Annotated in this window: 19 protein-coding genes and 2 pseudogenes; 2 read left to right on the forward strand and 19 right to left on the reverse strand. The window is 68.5% G+C overall.

Features of this window, described 5'->3' with window-relative positions; translation table 11 throughout:
- Positions 1-13 precede the first annotated feature (13 nt).
- The 19 genes from ASE91_RS14890 to ASE91_RS14980 form a co-directional block, all read right to left on the reverse strand.
- Positions 14-547: an NADPH-dependent FMN reductase gene (locus ASE91_RS14890; protein WP_056002718.1), complete on the reverse strand. Its 534-nt coding sequence runs from the start codon at positions 545-547 to the stop codon at positions 14-16.
- 39 nt (positions 548-586) lie between these two features.
- Positions 587-988, reverse strand: a complete 402-nt coding sequence (locus ASE91_RS14895; RefSeq protein ID WP_056002721.1) for a flagellar export chaperone FliS — start codon at positions 986-988, stop codon at positions 587-589.
- A complete protein-coding gene (fliD, locus tag ASE91_RS14900) occupies positions 988-2,493 on the reverse strand; it encodes a flagellar filament capping protein FliD (protein WP_056627431.1) in 1,506 nt (501 codons plus the stop codon). The genes ASE91_RS14895 and fliD overlap by 1 nt, the downstream gene beginning before the upstream one ends.
- A gap of 62 nt (positions 2,494-2,555) precedes the next feature.
- A complete protein-coding gene (locus ASE91_RS14905; protein ID WP_056002727.1) occupies positions 2,556-3,674 on the reverse strand; it encodes an EscU/YscU/HrcU family type III secretion system export apparatus switch protein in 1,119 nt (372 codons plus the stop codon).
- Positions 3,671-4,444, reverse strand: coding sequence for a flagellar biosynthetic protein FliR (gene fliR, locus ASE91_RS14910; protein ID WP_056627434.1), 774 nt, complete (start codon positions 4,442-4,444; stop codon positions 3,671-3,673). The genes ASE91_RS14905 and fliR overlap by 4 nt, the downstream gene beginning before the upstream one ends.
- A 205-nt stretch (positions 4,445-4,649) precedes the next feature.
- On the reverse strand, positions 4,650-4,919 hold the full coding sequence (fliQ, locus tag ASE91_RS14915; RefSeq protein WP_056627437.1) for a flagellar biosynthesis protein FliQ: 270 nt from the start codon (positions 4,917-4,919) through the stop codon (positions 4,650-4,652).
- 5 nt (positions 4,920-4,924) lie between these two features.
- The gene (fliP, locus tag ASE91_RS14920) at positions 4,925-5,851 is read right to left on the reverse strand and encodes a flagellar type III secretion system pore protein FliP (RefSeq protein WP_443024549.1); all 927 of its coding nucleotides are present in this window, start codon (positions 5,849-5,851) and stop codon (positions 4,925-4,927) included.
- 5 nt (positions 5,852-5,856) lie between these two features.
- Complete coding sequence (locus ASE91_RS14925; protein WP_056002736.1) at positions 5,857-6,111, reverse strand: FliO/MopB family protein; 255 nt, start codon at positions 6,109-6,111, stop codon at positions 5,857-5,859.
- Positions 6,111-6,407: a flagellar motor switch protein FliN gene (fliN, locus tag ASE91_RS14930; RefSeq protein WP_056002739.1), complete on the reverse strand. Its 297-nt coding sequence runs from the start codon at positions 6,405-6,407 to the stop codon at positions 6,111-6,113. The genes ASE91_RS14925 and fliN overlap by 1 nt, the downstream gene beginning before the upstream one ends.
- Complete coding sequence (locus tag ASE91_RS14935; protein ID WP_056002742.1) at positions 6,404-7,357, reverse strand: flagellar motor switch protein FliM; 954 nt, start codon at positions 7,355-7,357, stop codon at positions 6,404-6,406. Before ASE91_RS14935 ends, fliN begins: the two co-directional genes overlap by 4 nt.
- 6 nt (positions 7,358-7,363) lie before the next feature.
- Positions 7,364-8,041, reverse strand: a complete 678-nt coding sequence (locus ASE91_RS14940; protein ID WP_056002744.1) for a flagellar basal body-associated FliL family protein — start codon at positions 8,039-8,041, stop codon at positions 7,364-7,366.
- Between the two features lie 11 nt (positions 8,042-8,052).
- A complete protein-coding gene (locus ASE91_RS14945) occupies positions 8,053-10,452 on the reverse strand; it encodes a flagellar hook-length control protein FliK (RefSeq protein WP_162233669.1) in 2,400 nt (799 codons plus the stop codon).
- A gap of 31 nt (positions 10,453-10,483) precedes the next feature.
- Positions 10,484-10,912: a hypothetical protein gene (locus tag ASE91_RS14950; protein WP_235530509.1), complete on the reverse strand. Its 429-nt coding sequence runs from the start codon at positions 10,910-10,912 to the stop codon at positions 10,484-10,486.
- Positions 10,902-12,233, reverse strand: a complete 1,332-nt coding sequence (locus ASE91_RS14955; protein WP_056627446.1) for a FliI/YscN family ATPase — start codon at positions 12,231-12,233, stop codon at positions 10,902-10,904. Before ASE91_RS14955 ends, ASE91_RS14950 begins: the two co-directional genes overlap by 11 nt.
- Positions 12,227-13,021: a FliH/SctL family protein gene (locus tag ASE91_RS14960; protein WP_056627449.1), complete on the reverse strand. Its 795-nt coding sequence runs from the start codon at positions 13,019-13,021 to the stop codon at positions 12,227-12,229. Before ASE91_RS14960 ends, ASE91_RS14955 begins: the two co-directional genes overlap by 7 nt.
- The gene (fliG, locus tag ASE91_RS14965; RefSeq protein ID WP_056627452.1) at positions 13,014-14,021 is read right to left on the reverse strand and encodes a flagellar motor switch protein FliG; all 1,008 of its coding nucleotides are present in this window, start codon (positions 14,019-14,021) and stop codon (positions 13,014-13,016) included. Before fliG ends, ASE91_RS14960 begins: the two co-directional genes overlap by 8 nt.
- Entirely contained in the window at positions 14,018-15,721 is a 1,704-nt protein-coding gene (gene fliF, locus ASE91_RS14970) for a flagellar basal-body MS-ring/collar protein FliF (protein WP_056627455.1), read from the reverse strand. The genes fliG and fliF overlap by 4 nt, the downstream gene beginning before the upstream one ends.
- A gap of 1 nt (position 15,722) precedes the next feature.
- Positions 15,723-16,088, reverse strand: a complete 366-nt coding sequence (gene fliE / locus ASE91_RS14975; RefSeq protein ID WP_056627459.1) for a flagellar hook-basal body complex protein FliE — start codon at positions 16,086-16,088, stop codon at positions 15,723-15,725.
- Positions 16,085-17,353 carry a sigma 54-interacting transcriptional regulator gene (locus ASE91_RS14980; RefSeq protein ID WP_056627460.1) on the reverse strand — a complete coding sequence of 423 codons (1,269 nt, stop codon included), beginning with the start codon at positions 17,351-17,353 and terminating at the stop codon, positions 16,085-16,087. The genes fliE and ASE91_RS14980 overlap by 4 nt, the downstream gene beginning before the upstream one ends.
- 232 nt (positions 17,354-17,585) lie before the next feature.
- On the opposite strand from ASE91_RS14980, the pseudogene ASE91_RS20975 reads away from it, so the two are divergent.
- Positions 17,586-18,467, forward strand: a pseudogene (locus ASE91_RS20975) (flagellin N-terminal helical domain-containing protein); the annotation flags it as partial.
- Positions 18,468-19,259: 792 nt separating this feature from the next.
- Positions 19,260-19,586 (forward strand): annotated as a pseudogene (locus ASE91_RS20750) (flagellin); the annotation flags it as partial.
- Between the last annotated feature and the right edge of the window lie 11 nt (positions 19,587-19,597).

The following is a 19,597-nucleotide window of genomic DNA, read 5'->3' on the forward strand; positions in this document are numbered from 1 at the left end:
TCGTTGGTCCGCCTTACCGCGCGGCGAAACCGATCATCTGTTCGACCATCAGCCGCAACTGGCCGTCCGCCTTGTCGATCGCACCATCCTCGACGGTGTTGATCGCTACCCCGATCGGCGTCGGCCAGCCGCGCAGCGCATGGGCGACGGTGCGCAGCGTGCCGAGCGTCGCCACCGCCGCCTGCCACCCGGCGGCGGTCGCCACCAGCCCGACCGGCAGTCCGTCGAAATAGACGCGGTCGTCGCGGCGCAGCATCTCGACATGGTCGAGCGCGTTCTTGACCAGCCCCGACAGCGTACCGTGATAGCCGGGCGACCCGATGATAATCCCGTCGGCATCGCGCAGCGCGCGCAGGAACGACTGGATGCGCGCATTGCTGCCCGCCGTTTCGGGTTCGTAGTTCGGAAAGTCGATCGCCGGCCCGGTCAGGAGCGTCGTGCGCGCACCCAGCGTCGCGGCATGGGTCAGCGCCCGCTCCAGCGCGGCGGCGGTTCCCGAGGTGGGGCGCAGCGTGCCCCCCAGCGCGACGATATGCGGTTGCTTCATGGCCGCAGCGCTAACCGATCATCGCCGCGCTTGCCAGCCTCAACGCGGCCGTACCGCTTCCCATGCCTCGGCGATATCGGTCAGCGACGCGGCGGCGTTCAGGAAGGGGCGTGCATCCTGCCCGATGCTGGCATTGACGATCTGTTCGCGCAAGGACGTGTAGAGCCGCGACAGGGTCTGCGACAGGTCGCCGCCCTTGTCGAAATCGAGACCCGCTTCCAGCGCGAACAGGATCGCGGTCGCACGGGTCACCCGGTCGCTCTTCATCGCATATTGGCGGTTGTCGGTCGCCCACGCCGCCGACCGCAGCGCCCGGACCGCTTCTTCGTACAACAGCGACACCAGCGCGTGCGGGTCCGCGCCGCCGGTGCGCGCGGCAAGGTCGACCGATCGATAGGTCTGGGCGGGATCGCCGGAAAGGGCGGTGGCATAGCGGGTCATTATTCGCTCCGCGTCCACATCTTGATCTGGTTTTCCATGAAGGTCTGCTGTGCCTTGTACGCGGCGACGCGTGCTTCGGACGCCGCGAACTGCTGCGTCATCCGGGTGGAGGTCGTTTCGGTCTGATCGGCGACCTTGGCCTGTTCCTTGGCCAGATTGGTCTGCGCCTCGGCATAGCGCTTGTCGCTCGCGCCCAGCCCCAGCGTCGTGCTCTTCGCCGCAATCGCGATACGGTTGAGCGCGGCGGGCAGGCTCTGGCCGCCCGTCTTGTCGTTGCCGGTACCGGGCACAAACATCGCCTCGACCGCGTCGGGATTGTCGATCAGTGCCGCCGACAGCAAAGCGTCATCGACGCGCAGCGACCCGTCATTGTTGGTCGCGACGCCGATCCGCGCCAACGTCGTCGGGCTGCCGTCGGTCTTGCCGGTCAGGTCGGCGATGCTCAGCTTCTGCAGCGACCGCTTCAGCGACTGCGCGGCCGGGTCGGCGCGCAGGTCGCCGGTGATCGGGTCGGTCGCCTTGTTCACCGACGCCAGCATGTTGTTATACGCCTCGACGACGTTCTTCACCGCCTCCTTCAGCGCGTCGGTCGGTCGCGACGAACTGAGCGTGACCGGGCCGTCGGTCGTCACCGCCTTCAGCTCCAGCTTCACGCCGTCCGCACCGGTAATCGTGTTCGACGCGCTGACCATCGGCACGCCGTCGACGCTGAACACCGCATTGCCCGCGCGGGTCACGACCTCGGCACCGTCGGTGGTGCTGCTGTCGAAATCGACGTTCAGCCGCTCCAGCCCGGGCACCGCGCTGCCGCTGTCGGGGGTGGCGGTCATGGTGAAGGCCTGGTTCGCGCCATCGGTGCTGCGCAGCACCAGTCGCTGGCCATTGGCGTCGTTCACGACGCTGGCGGTCACGCCCGCCTTGGCCGCGGTGATCTTGTCGGCGACCTTCTGCAACGAGGTCGCATCGCCGGCATCGATGGCGATCGGCGGAATCGTCGTGCCGTTCGCGGTGAAGGTGCCGTCCGCGCCGACGCTGCCGAGCTTCAGCTGGAGCGTGCCGGTGCCGACCGACCCGGTGGTGCTGAACGAATCCTTGGTCACCGCCACCTGCGACGTGGCGAGGCGGGCGACGGTCACGCTGGCGTTCAGGCTGGTGACGGTCTTGCCGCTCGCCACCGACACCCTGACCGCCGGACCGCTGCTGCTCAGCTGGGTCTTGAGGCCGCTCGATTCGGCCAGCGTCGTCAGGGCGGTCGCGAATTCGTTGATGCCCGACTTCAATTCGGCGACCGATGAAATCTGCGCGGTCAGCACATCGGATTTCTTGGTCAGCTGCGCGTTCTTGTTGGCGAACTGCGCCTCGACCAGGCTCTTGACCAGCGCGGCGGTGTCGACGCCCGAACCGGCACCCAGCGCGTTGGCAAGGTTCGGAGTCGTGGCCTTGGTCGTCGTCGTCTTGGGAATCGTCGTGGTCGACGCGGTCGCTGTGCTGGTCGTGGTCGCCATCGTCTTCTCCCGCGCACTCTCCCCCTATCAAGCGGCAGCAGCGCGGAAATCTTTAGGGACGTTTAAGCGGAAATCTTTCCGTTTTCATCGAAGCGCGCCTCGGGCGGCACGGTGACCGGCGGCTGGATTCCGCCCGCCTGCCGGTTGACGCCGAAGACGAACGCCAGAACCGTCGCGATGGCGAGATACAGGTCGTCGCGAACCTCCTGCCCCTGCTTGCTGGTGTAATAGACGGCGCGGGCGAGCTGCGGATATTCCAGCATCGGGATCTTCGCTTCCGCCGCCAGTTCGCGGATCGCGAGCGCGGTGGCGCCACGCCCCTTGGCGACCACCACCGGCACCTGATCGCGACCGTGTTCGTAGCGCAGCGCGACCGCGAAATGGGTCGGGTTGGTCAGCACGACATGCGCCTCGCCCACCGCCGCCTTGAAACCGCCCTTCAGGATGTCGTGCCGCCGCTGGCGGATCTGCGCCTTCACATGCGGATCGCCGTCGCTTTCCTTATGTTCGTCGCGCACTTCCTGCTTGGTCATCTGCAGACGGCTCATCCGCTGGAAGATCGCCAGCGGTACGTCAAGGCCGGCGATCAGCACCAGCCCGCCCGCCATCACGAACAACAGCGTCAGGAACGTGCCGCCCAGGTCCGAAATCGCCTGTTCGACGTTCGACGACACCAGCCCCATCGAGCTGACCGCCGCCGATTTCAGCATCACATAGCCGATCGCGCCGAGCAGGATGACCTTCAGCAGCGACTTGCCGAGTTCGATCCAGCCCTGCGTCCCGAACACGCGCTTCATGCCCGATGCCGGGTTGATCCGCGACCCCTTGGGGGCCAGCGCGCCGCCGTTGAAGCGGATGCCGGTCAGTCCCGCCTGCGTCACGATGCTGGCGACGACGGCAAAGACCAGCACGCTGCCGACCGGCACCGCCAGCTTCCATCCGGCCTCGACCAGCGGCCGCCAAGGCTGGAAATCCTCGACATCGGCGCGGCCGAACCGGAAGCTGGCGGTCATCACCGCCTTGCACGCGGCGACCAGCGTCGGCCCGAACATCGCCAGCCAGCCGCACCCCGCGAGGATGACCAGCGCGGTGCCCAGTTCCTTGGACTTGAGGACGTCGCCGTCTTCGCGCGCCTTGTCGAGGCGCTTCTGGGTTGGGCTTTCGGTTTTGTCCTCGCTCATCCCAGCACCAGCGTGTGCGCGGCTTCGAGTGCCTCCTGCACGACGACCAGCATGTAATCGGTCATCGCCGGCAATGCGACGAACAGCGCGATGACCCCGACGAACAGGCTGGCGGGCAGGCCGACTGCGAACAGGTTGAGCGCGGGGGCGGAGCGCGACAACATGCCCATGACGAGGTTCAGGCACAGCAGCAGGAACCCGACCGGCAGCGCCAGCAACAGCCCCGACAGGAACGCATAGCCGCCGAAGATCGCGATGTTCTGCAGCTTCGCGGGCGTCAGCCACGCCGCGCCGGGAGGCAGCAGTTCATAGGACCGGACCAGCATGTCGATCAGGATCAGATGCCCGTCGAGCGACAGGAACAGCAACGTCAACAGCACCGACAAGAAGGTCCCTAATGCAGGGCTTTGCGCCCCATTCTGCGGATCAACCATCGCCGCGAAGCCGATGCCCATCGAGATGCCGATGACCTCGGCGGCGATCACCGGCGCGGCGAACGCGATCTGGAGAACGAGCCCGATGGCGAGGCCGACCAGCCCCTCTGCCGCGATGGCGAGGAAGGTGGTGAGCGAAAAGATGTCGGTCGGAATGGCAAAGGCCTGCGCGTGCAGCACCAGCACCGCGATCGCCCCCGACAGCAGCACGCGCACCTGCACCGGCATCGCCACCGCCCCGAACACCGGCGCGATAATGAACGCCGCGCCGACCCGGACCATGGTGAACAGGAGCGCCCAGAGCTGCGGTTCGACCGCAAGGCCGAAGCCTAGCATGGCCGGTTCGCCGCCAACCGTACCCCCGCCTGCGCGGGGGTAAAGCTCGGAATAGGCAAACCGCCAGCTACGCCCACCCCGTCCTTTCGGCGGAGGCCGGAATCCATTGTGTCGGATGCTGTCGAAAGCGCGCGACCGTCGCCCCATCCATGGATTCCGGTCTCCGCCGGAAGGACGGAGGGCGCGCAGGTAGCGGCCGCGAAGATCACCGCACCAGATCCGGAATCCGCTCGAAGATGCTCGTCGTGAAATCGCTGAGCAGCCCGAGGATCAGGCTGCCGAACACCGCAAGGCTGATGCCGACCACCGCCAGCTTCGGCACGAACGACAGCGTCTGTTCGTTGATCGACGTCGCCGCCTGGATCATGCCGAGGATCAGGCCGGCGACCAGCGCCGGGATCAGGATCGGTGCCGCGACCAGCGCCAGCACCCACATCGCCTCGCGCGCGACGGTCATGAAATAGCTCGCGTCCATGCGCGCTAACTCACGAACGACGCGGCAAGGCTGCCCATGGTCAGCGCCCAGCCATCGACCAGCACGAACAGCAGCAATTTGAACGGCAGCGAGATGATCGTCGGCGACAGCATCATCATGCCCAGCGACATCAGGACCGTCGCCACCACCAGATCGACGACGATGAACGGCAGGAAGATCAGGAACGCGATCTGGAACGCGGTCTTCAGCTCGCTGGTGACGAAGGCGGGCAGCAGGATCGAAAACGGCGTGTCGGCGGGCGAGGCGATCGGGCCGCTCTTCGCCATCTGCGCGAACATCGTCACGTCCTTGGTTCGGGTCTGCTTCAGCATGAAGGCGTGGAGCGGCAGGCTGGCGTTCTCGATCATCTGGGTCGAATTGATCTGCCCGGCGGCATAGGGCTTGATCGCGGTATCGTTGATCCGCCCGATCACGGGCGACATCACGAACAGCGACAGGAACAGCGACAGGCCGATCAGCACCTGATTGGGGGGCGACTGTTGCAGCCCCAGCGCCTGGCGCAGCACCGCCAGCACGATGATGATCCGCGTAAAGCTGGTCATCATCAGCAGGATGCTGGGCAGGACCGACAACAGCCCCATGATGATGAGGATCTGCAGCGACAGCGCCATCGGCGCGTCGTTGCCGCCGCCCAGCTGGCCCAGCGCGCGGTCGAGCGCGTCGGCGGCACCGGGGGCAGGGGCGGGCGCGGCCGGCGCCTGTGCCATCGCTGGCACCGCAAGGAACAGCATCAGCGCGATGCCGATCGCCGCGAGTACGAGTTCGAACCGCCAGTTGGCCCGCGTGCGCGACGGGCGCGCAACCTTCACGACGCGTGCGGGGGCGGGCGTCGCCATCATCGCACGCCGCCGCGCAACTGCCGCCGGACGATGGCGCATCCGGGCCAGCAGCGGGTCGAACGTCGTGCTCAACCTGTTCACTTGTCGCCCCGGTCGAGCAGGGTCACGCCGTTACGGCTGACCGAGACCAGCAGCTGCCGGCCCTGAAATTCCAGCACCGCGATCTTGGTGCCGGTCGACACCATCATCGTCTCGCGCACCTTGACCAGCCGCTCCCCCTGATTGCCCGGCATCCGCGCTTCGAGCCGGCGCCACAGATACAGGCAGCCGATCATCAGCCCGCACACCAGCGGCAGCAGGATGACGAGCTTCAGGATGTACGACCACATCATCAGCGGCTGACCCGCTTGTCGGGGCTGACCAGTTCGGTCATCCGCACGCCGAACCGGTCGCCGACGGTCACCACCTCGCCGCGCCCGATCAGCGTGCCGTTGACGAACACGTCGAGCAGTTCGTTGGCACCGCGGTCCAGTTCGATCACGCTCGTTTCACTCAGCGCCAGCAATTCGCGCAGCGTCAGCTGCGTCGACCCGATCTCGACGGTCAGGCGGACGTCGACATCCTGCAACAGCTTGAAATTGGTGGCGAGCGACGCCTCGGCGGGGAAGCCACCGGTCATCTCGTTCATTGGAATTCCTCTTCGAAGCCCGGGTCGATGGAGTTCAGCTTGATCGCGGCCTGCCCGTTGGCGGTGCCGACCGTGCCGGTTCCCAGCCGCCGGTTCGACACCCATACCGGTACCTGCGGCCCGAAATTGATCGGGATGATGTCGCCTTCCTTCAGCTCGAGCAAGGTGGCGAGCGACACGACCGGTTCGGCCAGCACCGACCGGACGGGCAGCTTCACCGTCATCACCGCCCGCGTCAGCCCCGACAGCCATTTGGGATCGGGCGCGCTGCGGCCATGGACCTTGGTCGACAGCTGCGGCGCATGGGGCTTGAGCGCCGCGACCGGATACAGGATGTCGATATAGGTCGGCAGCATCGCATCGCCCGGCTGGATGCCGAACCGCGTCGCGATCACCGCATCCTCGCCGTCGATCGCACCCATCATCGCCGGATTGGCCTCGGGTGTGCCGGGTTCGAAGGCGATGCCGGCCAACGGCCCCCATGCCTCGCCCAGCGGCGCGGCGATCGCGCTCGCCAGCCGGCGCAGCATCGCTTCGGCGGCGGGGGAGAATTCGATCGGCATCGGATTGGGCGCTTCGCCGAACCCGCCGAAGAAGGTGTCGAGCGTTTCGAGCAGGAAGGTACCGTCGATGACGATGATCGCCGGGCTTCCCCCGGTCGACAGCGTCAGCGGCACCCACCCGGTCAGCCCATAGGGACGCCGCGCCGCGCAATAGCCCGCGAACCGGTCGACCTCGACCGGTTCCGACCAGCTCTTGACCCCCTTGCGCAACAGCGGTTCGAACACCTGCCGCAACGACCGCGCCATGCGGGCCGACAGGTGTTCGAGCGCGCGCAGATCGCCGAACGGATTGAGGTTCGCCGCACCCAGGCTCGGCGCATGCGACGCAGCCGCCGTGCGGCGACTCCGTTCGCTGCCTTCGGGCACGGTGGATGGGCTGTTAACCATGGACGTTTACTGAACCACAAACGTGGTAAAATAAACGTTACCGATGCCGCCAAAGCCTTCCTTTTGCTCCAATGTGTCGTTGATCGCCTTCTTCAGGCGCAGCGACAGCTGTTTCTTGCCCTCGGGGGTGAACACCTGATCCTCGGTCGTTTCGCCCAGCGCGAGCAGGATGGCGGAGCGAATCGCGATCTCATGGGTCTTCAGATTCTCGATCACCTTGTTGTCGTACGAGGTGGAGATCGCGACGCCTACCTGAATGAAGTGCGTGCTGTCGGACAGGTTGGAGGTGAATTCCTTCTCCATCGCGTAATAGGTCGATGCCCAGCGATCGCCGCCCTCCATCTCGGGCGTCGGCCGGCTATTCTCGTCGCCATGGGCGGCCTCGCCACCCTCGCCGCCGCCTTCGCCGCCGCCATGACCGCCGCCCTCGCCGCCTTCACCACCGGCACCGGCCTTCACCTCTTCCGATTTCGGGACCAGCTTGGGCAGGTCCTTCTTCTCTTCGGGCGGTTCCTCCTTGCCGTGCTCGCCGCCGCCGCCGATCAGTCCCGACGAGCTGGCATACAGCCCGGCACCGACGCCCCCGCCCAGCAGGACGAGGACGCCGACGACCATGACCAGGATCTTGACCAGCTTGCCCTTCTTCTTGGCCGGCTTTTCTTCCGGCGTTTCCTTGTCGCTCATGTCGTGGTTCCTCAGGCGATGCGTTTATCGGTTCGGGTGGAGGACGCCGGCGTGTCGGCAAAGGTGGAGCGGGGCGCGCGCGGTTGCTGCGACCCCTGATCCTGCGCTTGACGCTGCGATGGCTGTTGCTGCGTGCCGACATCGACCTGCATGCCGCCCAGCTTCAGCCCGCGGGCCTCGGCCATTTGCAGCAGGCGCGGCTGCGCATCGGCGAGCAGGCGGCCGGCATCGGCGTTCTCGCTGCTGAAATGCACATGGACGCGGCCGTCCTCGGTCGTGCGGATCGCGACCTCGACATCGCCCAACGCGTCGGGCGACAGGCGGATGCGGGTTTCGCCCTGCGTCGGCGAGGCGTCGCGCAGCGTCTCGATCCGGTCGATCATTCCCTCCACCCATTGCGGCTGGCGGGTGTCGAGATGCGGTTGCGCGGCGGTGACCGGTGCCGACACGGGGCGCAGCGTCGCGGCGTCGATCGCCGGGGCGGCCGGGGTCGGCAGCGGCGGCGCATCGTCGTCGCGGCGCGGACGCACGGGCGCAGCGTCGGCCAGCGCGACCTCGGCCACGGCTTCGGGGGTGGGTGCGGCCGCGACGCGGGTGACCGGCGGGGCCTTGGTCGGCTGCACGGTCGATGCCGCGACCGACACGACCGGCGCGCCTGCTTCGCCCGCGATCGTCTGTCGATTGGGGGTCAGCGGTTCGGCGATCGGTTGCGCGACGGCCCCGCGTCCGGCCGGCAGCGCGAACGGTACCGTCGGCTGATCGATCAGCACCGTTGCCGGATCGGCCGGACGCGTGGCGGCGTCCGCGACCGGTATGCGTTGCGCGGTGTCGACGACCGGTGCGCGCCCGATCGGCTCGGCGACAGGTGCCGGCGTAACCGGATCGACCATCGGGGCGGCAGGCTTGTCGGCGATCGAGGCCGATGGGGCGGTATCGCGTGCAGCGGCGATCGGACCCGTCCGGCGTGGCGCAGCAATCGGCGCGGCCTGTGCGACGATCTGCGGGGCAACGACCGGCGCGACGTCGGCCGACGAAACGCCCGGCGTCCGGGCGAGCGGCGGCGGAACCGCGACCGGCGCCACCGGATCGGCGGGCGGTGCGGCCGCATCGACGGCGGGCGAGGGGATGTCGATCGCGATCGGCCCGACACCCGGCTGCGGTTGCACGGCGGCATTGCCCGGAGCGATCGGCGCGAACCCGTTGGCGACGGGAGCCTCGGTCTGCCAGTCGGGTCGCACCGGATCGACGGTCGGCGTACCGGGCAACGTGCCAAGTGCCACCGGTGCGAACCGCCGGGTGGGCGCGGAGGGGGGCTCGACGGGTGCCGCACGCTGATGGTCGGGAACGCGGCGATTGCCGGTTGCCAGCGTCGCGCGTGCTGCCGGGGCAGGGCTGCCGTCTGCGACAACCGGCTGCCCCACGGTGGTGGCCTCCTGCGGAACGGTGGCGGCGGTGGCGGTCGGCGTTTCGCGGGTACGAACCGGCTTCAGGCCGTCCACGCCCGGACGCTGGTCGACGATTGGCGTATCCACCGGTGCGCCCGGAACCCGACGGGGCGGCGGCATGGCCGAACCATCGGACGCGGCGGCGCGATCGCCACCGACCATCGCCGGACGCGCGTCCGTCGTTCCCGATGCGGCCGGCGCAGGGCCGGCGCTGGTCGTCACTGCCGGCTCCGTATCCGGCAGCTTCGGGCCGATCCGCTTCATCGCCGGCTCGGCGTCGTCGGGCACCGGCGCGAGAGCGTCGGCGGGCGTCGCGATCATCGGCGGCAGGTCGGGCGGCGCTTGGTCGATCGGCGGCGCATCGGCCGACGCCATGACGACCGGCACGTCGCCGTCCTCGCTCGCATCGGCATCGTCACCATCGGGCGTCGGAACGGCCGGTTCCTCCGCCGCGCGGCGGGCACGTACCGGCAGCGGTGGTGCGAAGCGCGCCGGCATCGGCTGGATCAGTTGTTCGGGCCTCGGTTCGGGCGCGCGGACCGCGACCGGCTCTTCCTCGGGCAGCAGCTTGAGCGCACCCAGCACCCCGGCGGCGGCGATCACCGGCACCGCGTCGCGCACGGTCGGGACCGGCGGTGCGGGATCGGCCGGCACCATCGCGATCGCCTCGCTGGCCGAACCCGGCAGCACCGGCGCGACCACCGGGACGGCCGATACCGGCACGACTGCCGGCGCAGCGACGGTCGTCGTGGTGGCAACCGGCATGGGTACGACCGGCATTGTCGGGACGCCCGTCACCGGCAATGGCTTGCCGCCATCGGCAGCGGCCTGCCGTCCGTCGTCGCCACCCGCCGGAACGATGGTGGCGAACAGCGCGGCAAACGCGTCTGCGGCGGCACCGGCCAGCGGTGCGGCCTGCATCGCCAGCGGGGAAGCGGTACTGGATAGGGCGGTGAGAAGCTGCATAGGTCGATCCGTCAAGCGTTCGACCGGTCGATCAGCAAGGATCGTGCCGATTGGGTCGGCGCACCGGCGGCGCATTTTCCAGCGCGCGGAGTTCGCGGAGAGCGCGGGCGGCATGGGCGCGTTCGAGCAGCTTTTCGACCGCGCTCTGGTCGCGCCTGGCGGTCATCGTCGCCGATCGGGCGCGCTCCAGCCCTTCGTCGGCTTGCACCACCCGCCGGTCGACGACCTGCGCGGTGGCGTGCAGCCGTTCGCGATAATGCGCGGCGGCGCCCAGCCCGGCGGCGGTCGCGCTGGGGGTCGGCACCGGCGACACCGCCTCGGCCAGCTTGTGGATGCGTTCGCGCAGCGCGATCTCGTCGGCGACGCGCGCGGCGGCGCGTGCCTCCTCTGCCTGGGTCAGGTTCAGCTGCATGGTCCGCACGCGCAGCACGCGCGACAGGCGCTTGGCCTTATCCGTCACCGAAGATACCCACCAGCTCGGCGACCGCATCGTCGAGCGAGACGATCTCGTCCGAATCCTGCTTCACATATTCCATCACCGCCGGATGCGCCGCCAGCGCGCCGTCGATCGCGGCGTCGGTGCCGGGGCGATAGGCACCCATCAGCACCAGATCGCGATTTTCCTCGTACGTCGCCAGATGGCGGCGCAGCACCCGCGCGGCGGCCAGATGCGGCCGGTCGGCGATATCGGTCATCACGCGGCTGACCGACGGACCCAGATCGATCGCCGGATACACGCCGCGCTCGGCCAGTTGCCGGCTGAGCACGATATGCCCGTCGAGGATCGACCGCGCCGAATCGACCACCGGATCGCTGTTGTCGTCGCCATCGGCCAGCACGGTATAGATGGCGGTGATCGACCCGCCGGTGCGGACACAGGTGCCCGCCCGCTCGATCAGCCCCGGCAGCATCGCGATGGCGCTGGGCGGATAGCCCCGTGCCGACGCCGGTTCGCCCAGCGCCAGCCCGATCTCGCGCCCGGCATGGGCGACGCGGGTCAGCGAATCGATGATGAGCAGGACCTTCTTGCCCTGTTCGCGAAACGCCTCGGCGATCGCGGTGGCGCGCAGTGCGCCGCGAATGCGCAGCACCGGCGAATGATTGGCCGGCACCGCAACTACGACCGATCGCGCGCGGGCATCGCCCCTCAGCTTGGTTTCGAGGAAGTCGGACACTTCGCGGCTGCGCTCGCCGATCAGGCCGACGACGATCACATCGGCCTTGGCGGCGCGGACCATCATGCCCAGCAGCACCGACTTGCCGACGCCGGAGCCCGCCATGATGCCGACGCGCTGGCCCTGACCGATCGTCAGCAGCCCGTTGATCGCGCGGACACCGACGTCCATCGGCTCCAGCACGCGGCCACGGTCGAGCGGCGACTGGATGCGCCCGGCCAGCGGCCAGCGGCCCGCACCCCGGATCGGACCCTTGCCGTCGATCGGCTTGCCTGCGCCATCGACGACGCGACCGAGCATCGCCTCGCCGACCTCGGCCTCGCCGGGCTTGTCGCCCGGCCGAACCAAGGCACCCGGCAGCAGCGGGGCGGGGCCGCCCAGATTCATCATCAACGTCCGGCCGTTGCGAAACCCGATCGCCTCCGCCTCGACATGGCCGCCGTCGCCGGTGCCGACCTGACACACGGTGCCGACCGGCAGCGACAGCCCGACCGCTTCCATCAACAGCCCGTCATAGGAGGCGAGCCGTCCGGCGACGCGCGGTCGCGGACGGAAATCGGTCGGGGCGAGCGCGCCCAGATAGTCGCCGGCAAAACGGTTCAGCATGATACGGGTACCGGTACGGTTTCGATGGCCGCGCCCAGCTGCTCCAGCCACAGCGACGGGCCGTCCTCGACCACGGTCGACGCGGTTTCGAGGACGAAGCCGCCCCGTTCGACCGCCGGATCGGCGACCGGGAACACCGCCTTGGCCAGCTTGCCCTCGACCAGCGGAATGTCGGCTTCGTGCATCCGCAGGATCGCCGATTCGGCGCTGTCGGCCAGCAGTTCGGCGGCGGCGTCGATGCGCTCGGCCAGCCGGTTGGCCGACACGCCGACCTCGCCGACGATCTGACGGACCAGCGTCAGCACCGTTTGGCGCAGCCGGTCGGCCATCGCCTCGCGGTCGATATGGGTGGCGGTGCCCAGCGCCTCGGTCAGTCGCGCCAGCAAGGCGTGGTCGCGGGCGTGTTCGGACTGGCTGGCGGCGGCGGCGGCGGCCAGACCCTCGGCATAGCCGGCGGCATGCGCCTCGACGGCCGGGTCCAGCGTGGTGGCCGCGACATCGCCGGCATTGGCGCCGAACGGGTCCCAGCCCTCGGTCGGATTGCTGTCGGGATCGGCCGGGCGGAAATGCCGGGGGCCGCTCGTTGCCTGTACAGGGGCCTGTCCCGATGCCGCCGCGCCCGCCGCCGCTGCGCCGAAATCGGCAGGGCGGACCGGCACGACACCGGTTTCGGCGAACGGATCGGGCGCACCGAAGGCGCGGGCGAGGATGTCGGCGGCGGCGACGTGGCGGCTGGCGAAGCCCGCGACGAAGCCGCCGGCGGCGCGGGGGGCGGCGCTCTCAAACATAATCGTCGTCGCCGCCGCCCATCATGATCGTGCCGTCCTTGGCCAGCTGGCGGGCGACGGTGATGACGCCCTTCTGCGCGTCGAGCACCTCGGCCAGCTTCATCGGTCCGCGTGCCTCGATCTCGTCGCGAATGCCGTCGGCGGCGCGCGCCGACATGCAACCCAGGAACCGGTTGCGGCCGGCCTCGTCGACGCCCTTCAGCGCGCGCACCAGCAGGTCGCTGTCGACGTTGCGGATCAGCACGCCCAGATTCTTGTCGTCCATCTCCAGCAGGTTGTCGAAGACGAACAGCTGGTCCTCGATCGCGCGGGCGATGTCGCGGTCGATCTTGGCCAGTTTCGGCATGACCCGGTTCTCGGTCGCCTTGCGCCCCGACGACAGGATGCGCGCGGCATCCTTGGCACCGCCCAGTTGCACGCCGCTCCCGCCCGACCGGCCGGTCGAACGGCGCGACAGCATCGATTTCAGCGTCTCGATCGCCTCGGGCGTGATCGGACCCAGCTTGGCGATGCGGTGCAGGATCTGCGGCTGCGCGGCCTCGGGCAGCCCTTCCAGCACCTGCGCGGCGATGGCGGGGTCGAGATTGGCGAGCAGCACGGCGGCGATCTGCGGATGTTCGTCCTTGATCAGGCTCACGATCTCGCTGGCATCCATCCAGTCGAGCAGCTCGATCTGGCACGCGGTCTCGATCGGGGTGATCTTGGCCAGCACGCTCTCGGCCTTGTCGGCCCCCAGCGCGCGGTTCATCACCGTTTCGATGTGCGGGCGCGGATCGAAGCCGACGGTCGTGCGCTCGCGCGCCTTCTCGACGAAATCGTCGAGCACGACGGTCACCTCGTCCTCGCTGACATCGGCAACGGTGAACATCGCCTTGCCCAGCTGCTGCACCTCTTCGGGGTCCAGTTTCTGGAGGATCGCGGCGGCTTCCTCCTCGCCGACCAGCATCATCAGGACGGCGGCGCGTTCGACGCCGCTATGGATACGGGTGGGGGCGTTCACTGCTTGGCATCCGACTGGATCATGTCCCGCACGGCCAGCGCGGCGCGCGCCGGATTGTCGCGGGTGAAGCCGCGGACCAGACCGACCCGGTCGTCATAGCTGCGCGCCCCTTCCAGCATTTCCATGCTTACCGGCTCGGGCTCGGGCTCGGCGGGCGGCGGGGCGAGCGCGGCCTGTGCGGCGGCTTCCTGTGCGGCGATCCGCGCGGTTTCGGCGGCGGCCTCGGCCTTGCGCTTCTCGTTGATCGCCTTGACCATCGGGCGGACGCCCATGAACAGCACCAGCAGCGCGATGACCAGTGCGGTGCCGTTGCGCGCCGCCATCGGCACCCAGTCGGCATCGTACCATGGCCGCACGACGTCGCCGGCGACCGCATCGGGCGAGAATTTGCGGCTGATGACGGTCACGGTGTCCTGCCGCTGCTGGTTGAAGCCGACCGCCGCCTTCACCAGGTCGTTGATCTGCTGGATCTCGGCCGGGGTACGCGGCTTGCCGCCTTCCGCCTCGCGCAGCAGCACCGCCACCGACAGCCGCTTGATCGCGCCCGGCGCGGCGCGCGTCACCGACACTTCCTTGCCCAGATCATAGGCGCGGTTGAAATTCTCGCTGGTCTTGACCGGCGCGGGTGCCCCCGGCGCGGTGCCCGGCTGCACCGTGGCACCGGACGGACCCGGTGTCGCGGTCGCCAGCGTCGATGCGGCGGGCGCGGTATTGCTCAGCGCACCGGGGATGCCGCCCGGCGTCGTCTCGCCCGGCGTGTTGCCGGCCCACGTCCCCTGTTCGGCACGGACCACGCCCTGCTTGTCATAGCTTTCGCGCGTCGCCTGACTCTCGTCCAGATCGACATCGGCCTGAATCTCGGCCGAGAAATTGCCTGCACCCAAGAGCGGGGTCAGCAGCGTGTTGAGCTGCGCGCGATACTTGTCCTCGATCCGGCGCTGATAATCGATCCGCTCGTCCGACAGCGTGCTGCTGTCGCTGCCGTCGCTCGGCTTGCTCAGCAGCGCGCCCATCTGGTCGATGATCGTCACCTGATCGGGCTTCATCCCCGGCACCGAAGAGGCGACGAGGTTGACGATCGAGCGGACCTGCGCCTGCGTCAGGCTGCGACCGGGTTCGAGGCGGACGATGACCGATGCCGAAGGCTGGGCATTGTCGCGCACGAACACCGACGATTCGGGCATGGCGAGGTGGACGCGCGCATCGGCGACCGATTCGATCTCGCCGATCGACTTGGCCAGCTCGGTCTCGCGTGCCTGGCGCAGCCGCTCGCCCTCGACCGCGCGCGACACGCCCATCGGCAACTGGTCGAGGATCGCATAGCCGCCCGGTGCGGCCTTGGGCAGGTCCTGCCCGGCCAGCAGGATGCGGGCGCGGTGATAATCGTCCTCGCCGACGGTGATCCCGCCCGAATCGTCGACGCTGTTGTCGATCTTCGCGGCCGACAGCGCATCGACGACCGCCTGCTTGTCGCTGTCGGGCAGCTGCGGGAACAGCACGCGCTGTGGCGGGGTGGCCAGCGCCATCCACGCGATCGCCGCCGACAGCACGAGGCCGATGATGAAGATCATCGGCAGGCTGCGCTTGACGGCGGGGTTCTTCATCAATCCGCCGACCTGGGTCAGCGGGTTGGCGAAGCGCGCGGCGGCGGCGGGGGCGGGAACACCGCCTGCACCGGTGGTGGCGAGAGCGTTTTCCATATCAGACCGGCATGCTCATGATGTCCTTGTAGGCGGACAAAAGTTTATTTCTCACCTGCATCGTCGCTTCGAAACCGACCGATGCCTGCTGGCGCGCCATCATCACCTTCGCGATGTCCACGGTCTCGCCGCGTTCGTACATCGCCGACAATTCGCTCGCCTTGTTCTGCTGCGCGTTCACGCCCTTCAGCGCGTCGCCCATCGCATCGGCGAAGCTCGCCGGTTTCGCGGGTTCGGCCGCCGGGGCCGGGGCCGCCGCGACCTGTGCGTTCGCCTTCGACAGCGCCTGATTGCGCTCCAGGATCTGCGCGCGAAGCTGCATCACCCGGTCGACGCCCATCGCGCCGCCGACACCGCCGACGCTCATGCCGAAGCCGCCACGGCATGTGCCGGTGCCAGCGTCTCGCCGGCCTCACGCGCCTTGGCGAGGCGATAGCGCAGCGTGCGTTCCGAAATGCCCAGCCGCCGCGCGGTCTCGACCCGGTTGCCGCCGCATTCCTCCAGCGTCCGGCGGATCGCGGCGAATTCGTGGATCTGCACGATGTTGGTCAGCGTCGCCGCGACCGGTTCGGCGATCCGCGGCTGCGCGGCGGGACCGGCGCGATCGAACACGATGTCGTGCGCCTCGATCCGGTCGCCCATGCCCAGCAGCAGCGCGCGCTGGATCACATTCTCCAGCTCTCGGGCATTGCCGGGCCAGTCGTGGCGCAGCAGCAGCGCCAGCGCCGCGTCCGAGATCCATGGCAGCGTCGCGCGATCGGCGGCATGGCGCACGACCATCGCCGCCGCCAGCGCCGCGATGTCGCCCGGCCGCTCGGCCAGCGCGCGGGTGGTCAGCGGGAACACGCTCAGCCGGTAATAGAGATCGGCGCGGAAGCGGCCGGCGGCGACCTCTTCCTGCAAATCGCGATTGGCGCAGGCGACGACGCGGACATCGACCGCCTCGGCATGGGTCGCGCCGATCGGCACGACTTCGCGTTCCTGCAACACGCGCAGCAGCTTGGCCTGCAGCGGCAGCGGCATCTCGGCGATCTCGTCGAGCAGCAGCGTGCCGCCGTGCGCCGCGCGGAAAAACCCTTCGCCCGCCGCGCCCGCGCCGGTGAACGCGCCCTTCACATGGCCGAACAGCATCGCCTCCAGCATGGTTTCGGGCAGCGCGGCGCAGTTGATCGCGATGAACGGGCCGGCGGCGCGGGTGCTGCCGGCATGGATGGTCCGCGCCAGCACTTCCTTGCCGGTGCCGGTCGGGCCGCCCACCAGCACGGTGATGTCGGCGGCGGCGACGCGGCGGGCCAGCGCCTGCAACGCCAGGCTCTCGGGATCGGCGGCGACCGCTTCATGCCGGCCGCACAGCAGCGCCGCGGCAAAGGCATGGGCCAGTTCGGTGTCGGCATGGGTGTAGCACAGGCGCGCCGGGCGGCCATCGGCGAACGGCGTCGCGGCGACCGGCCCTTCGGCCAGCACCAGCGTGCGCGACGCGATCGGCGGCACCTCGCCCTCCATGATCAGGAACGCATCGGCCGGGCCCGGCTTCTGCCCGGCATTGGCCAGCACGAACCCTTGCGCGCGCAGCGAGGACACGAGCGTGAACTTCGAGGCGAGGACGGCAGCGGATGGATAGATCGAGCGCATCGGTGGTGATTCCCCTGGACGGCACCTCTTTGCCGCCACGCTGGTTAACACCCGGTAAAATCCTGCCTGATTCGGCTCTGTATGCCGCGTGCGCTCCCCCGCGCGCGCGAAGGGCCGATTTTTTCGCTTAAACCCCGCCGACAGCGGCCGTTTCTCCGGGCAGCAGCTTCGTTCCCGCACGCTTCATCAGGGGGGACCACGGGGCGCTGGACGTCAGACCGGAGGAAACACCATGACCGTTATCGGATCCAACATCGGATCGCTTCGCGCCGCCAACGCCTCGACCGCCGCCAACGACGCGCTGAAGATGTCGATGGAGCGCCTGTCGACCGGCAAGCGCATCAACTCGGCCAAGGACGACGCCGCCGGCCTCGCCATCGCCACCCGCATGACCAGCCAGATCAAGACGATGGCCGTCGCCGCCCGCAACGCCAACGACGGCATCTCGATGGCGCAGACCGCTGAAGGCGCGCTGGGCGAAGTCACCAACATGCTGCAGCGCATGAAGGAACTCGCCGGACAGGCCGCCAACGGCTCGCTGGGCACCTCGGAACGCAAGGCGCTGCAGTCGGAAGTCGGCCAGCTGACCGCACAGATCAACGACATCTCGACCAAGACCAACTTCAACGGCATCAACCTGCTCGACGGCTCGGTAAAGGGCGTGACGCTCCAGACCGGTGCGCAGGCAGGTCAGACGACCGCGCTGTCGCTCGCCAATACCTCGGCCAGCGCGCTTGGCCTGAACGGTTATCGCGTCGAGGGTCAGGCGACCACCGGCCGCATCAGCGCCGCCACGATCGGTGCCGCCGATATCCAGATCAACGGCAAGAACGCCTTCGCCGCCGCCCTGACCACGGGCACCGCCGAAACCACGGCCGCCGCGATCAATACCAACACCGGTCAGACCGGCGTGTCGGCATCGGCATACAACACCCTGTCGGGCGGCCCGATCGCTTCGGGCGGCGTCACCAGCACGACCGGCTTCTCGATCGCGGTCGGCGGCGGTACCGCCGTCAACGTGACCGGCGCGACCGGTCAGGAACTGGTCGAAAAGATCAACCGCGACGTCGGCGGTGTCAGCGCGCAGCTCGACAACGAGGGCAAGATCGTCCTGTCGAACGATACCGGCAAGACCATCGTCATCGCCGGTGCCGATGCGGGCAAGGCGGGCTTCACCGCCGGCACCTATGGCGGCTTCGTCGCGCTCAACAGCTCGAACGGTCAGCCGATCGACATCAAGCGCGGGACCTCGGGCGACGCGACCGATCTGGCCGCCATCGGCTTGAACGAAACGAGCTCGCCTACCTCGGTCAAGGGTTCGACGGCAGGCACCTCGGTACTCGACGGGACGGACAACCTCAAAATCAACGGCGTTGCTATCGGTAGCTCGAATGACGCTTCGGCGGCATCGAAGGCAGCGGCGATCAACGCCGTCACCAAGGATAGCGGTGTAACCGCGACCGCAACTACCAAGGCGACCGTCGTCATCGACGCGGCAATGCTTGTCGCGGCAAACGACCTCTATATCAATGGCGCAACTGTTGCGCTGGACGATACGGTCGCGAAGGGCGGTAACGGGGACGGTGCCATCTCGATGTCGGACCTCGTCGGCAACATCAACAAGGCTGGCATCAGCGGCTTGGTGGCGTCGAGCGATACCGACGGTAACTTGGTCCTCACGTCGTCGACTGGCAACGATATCATCCTTCAGGACGGTCCGACCGCCGCAGGTGCGGGTCTTGTGAAGAGCGTCAAGGGCGATGACGGTACGGCAGCTACCGGCACCAACATCGCCGGCGGTCTGACGCTGCGTGGCCGTATTGAACTGAAGTCGGATACCGGTGCGGAAGTTCGCGTCGAAGGCTCGACCGCGTCGCTCGGCAAGGTCGGTCTCGCTGCGCAGGGCGGTGCCAAGGATATGGTCGGCGGCGCGCTGAACGTCACCACGCAGGCGAATGCTTCGACCGCGATGACCGCGATCGACAAGGCGCTCGACAAGGTTTCGTCGATCCGTGGCGATCTGGGTGCCGTGCAGAACCGTCTGCAGGTCACCGTCAACAACCTGACCACCACCTCGTCGAACCTGCAGGAAGCGCGCAGCCGCATCGAAGACACCGACTTCTCGTCGGAATCGACCGCGCTCGCCAAGGCGCAGATCCTCGGCCAGGCATCGACCGCAATGCTGGCGCAGGCCAACCAGTCGCAGCAGGGCGTGCTCAAGCTGCTCGGCTAAGCCCGGCTCCG

It is taken from the genome of Sphingomonas sp. Leaf62, from assembly GCF_001421915.1.
Classification (GTDB): Bacteria; Pseudomonadota; Alphaproteobacteria; order Sphingomonadales; family Sphingomonadaceae; genus Sphingomonas.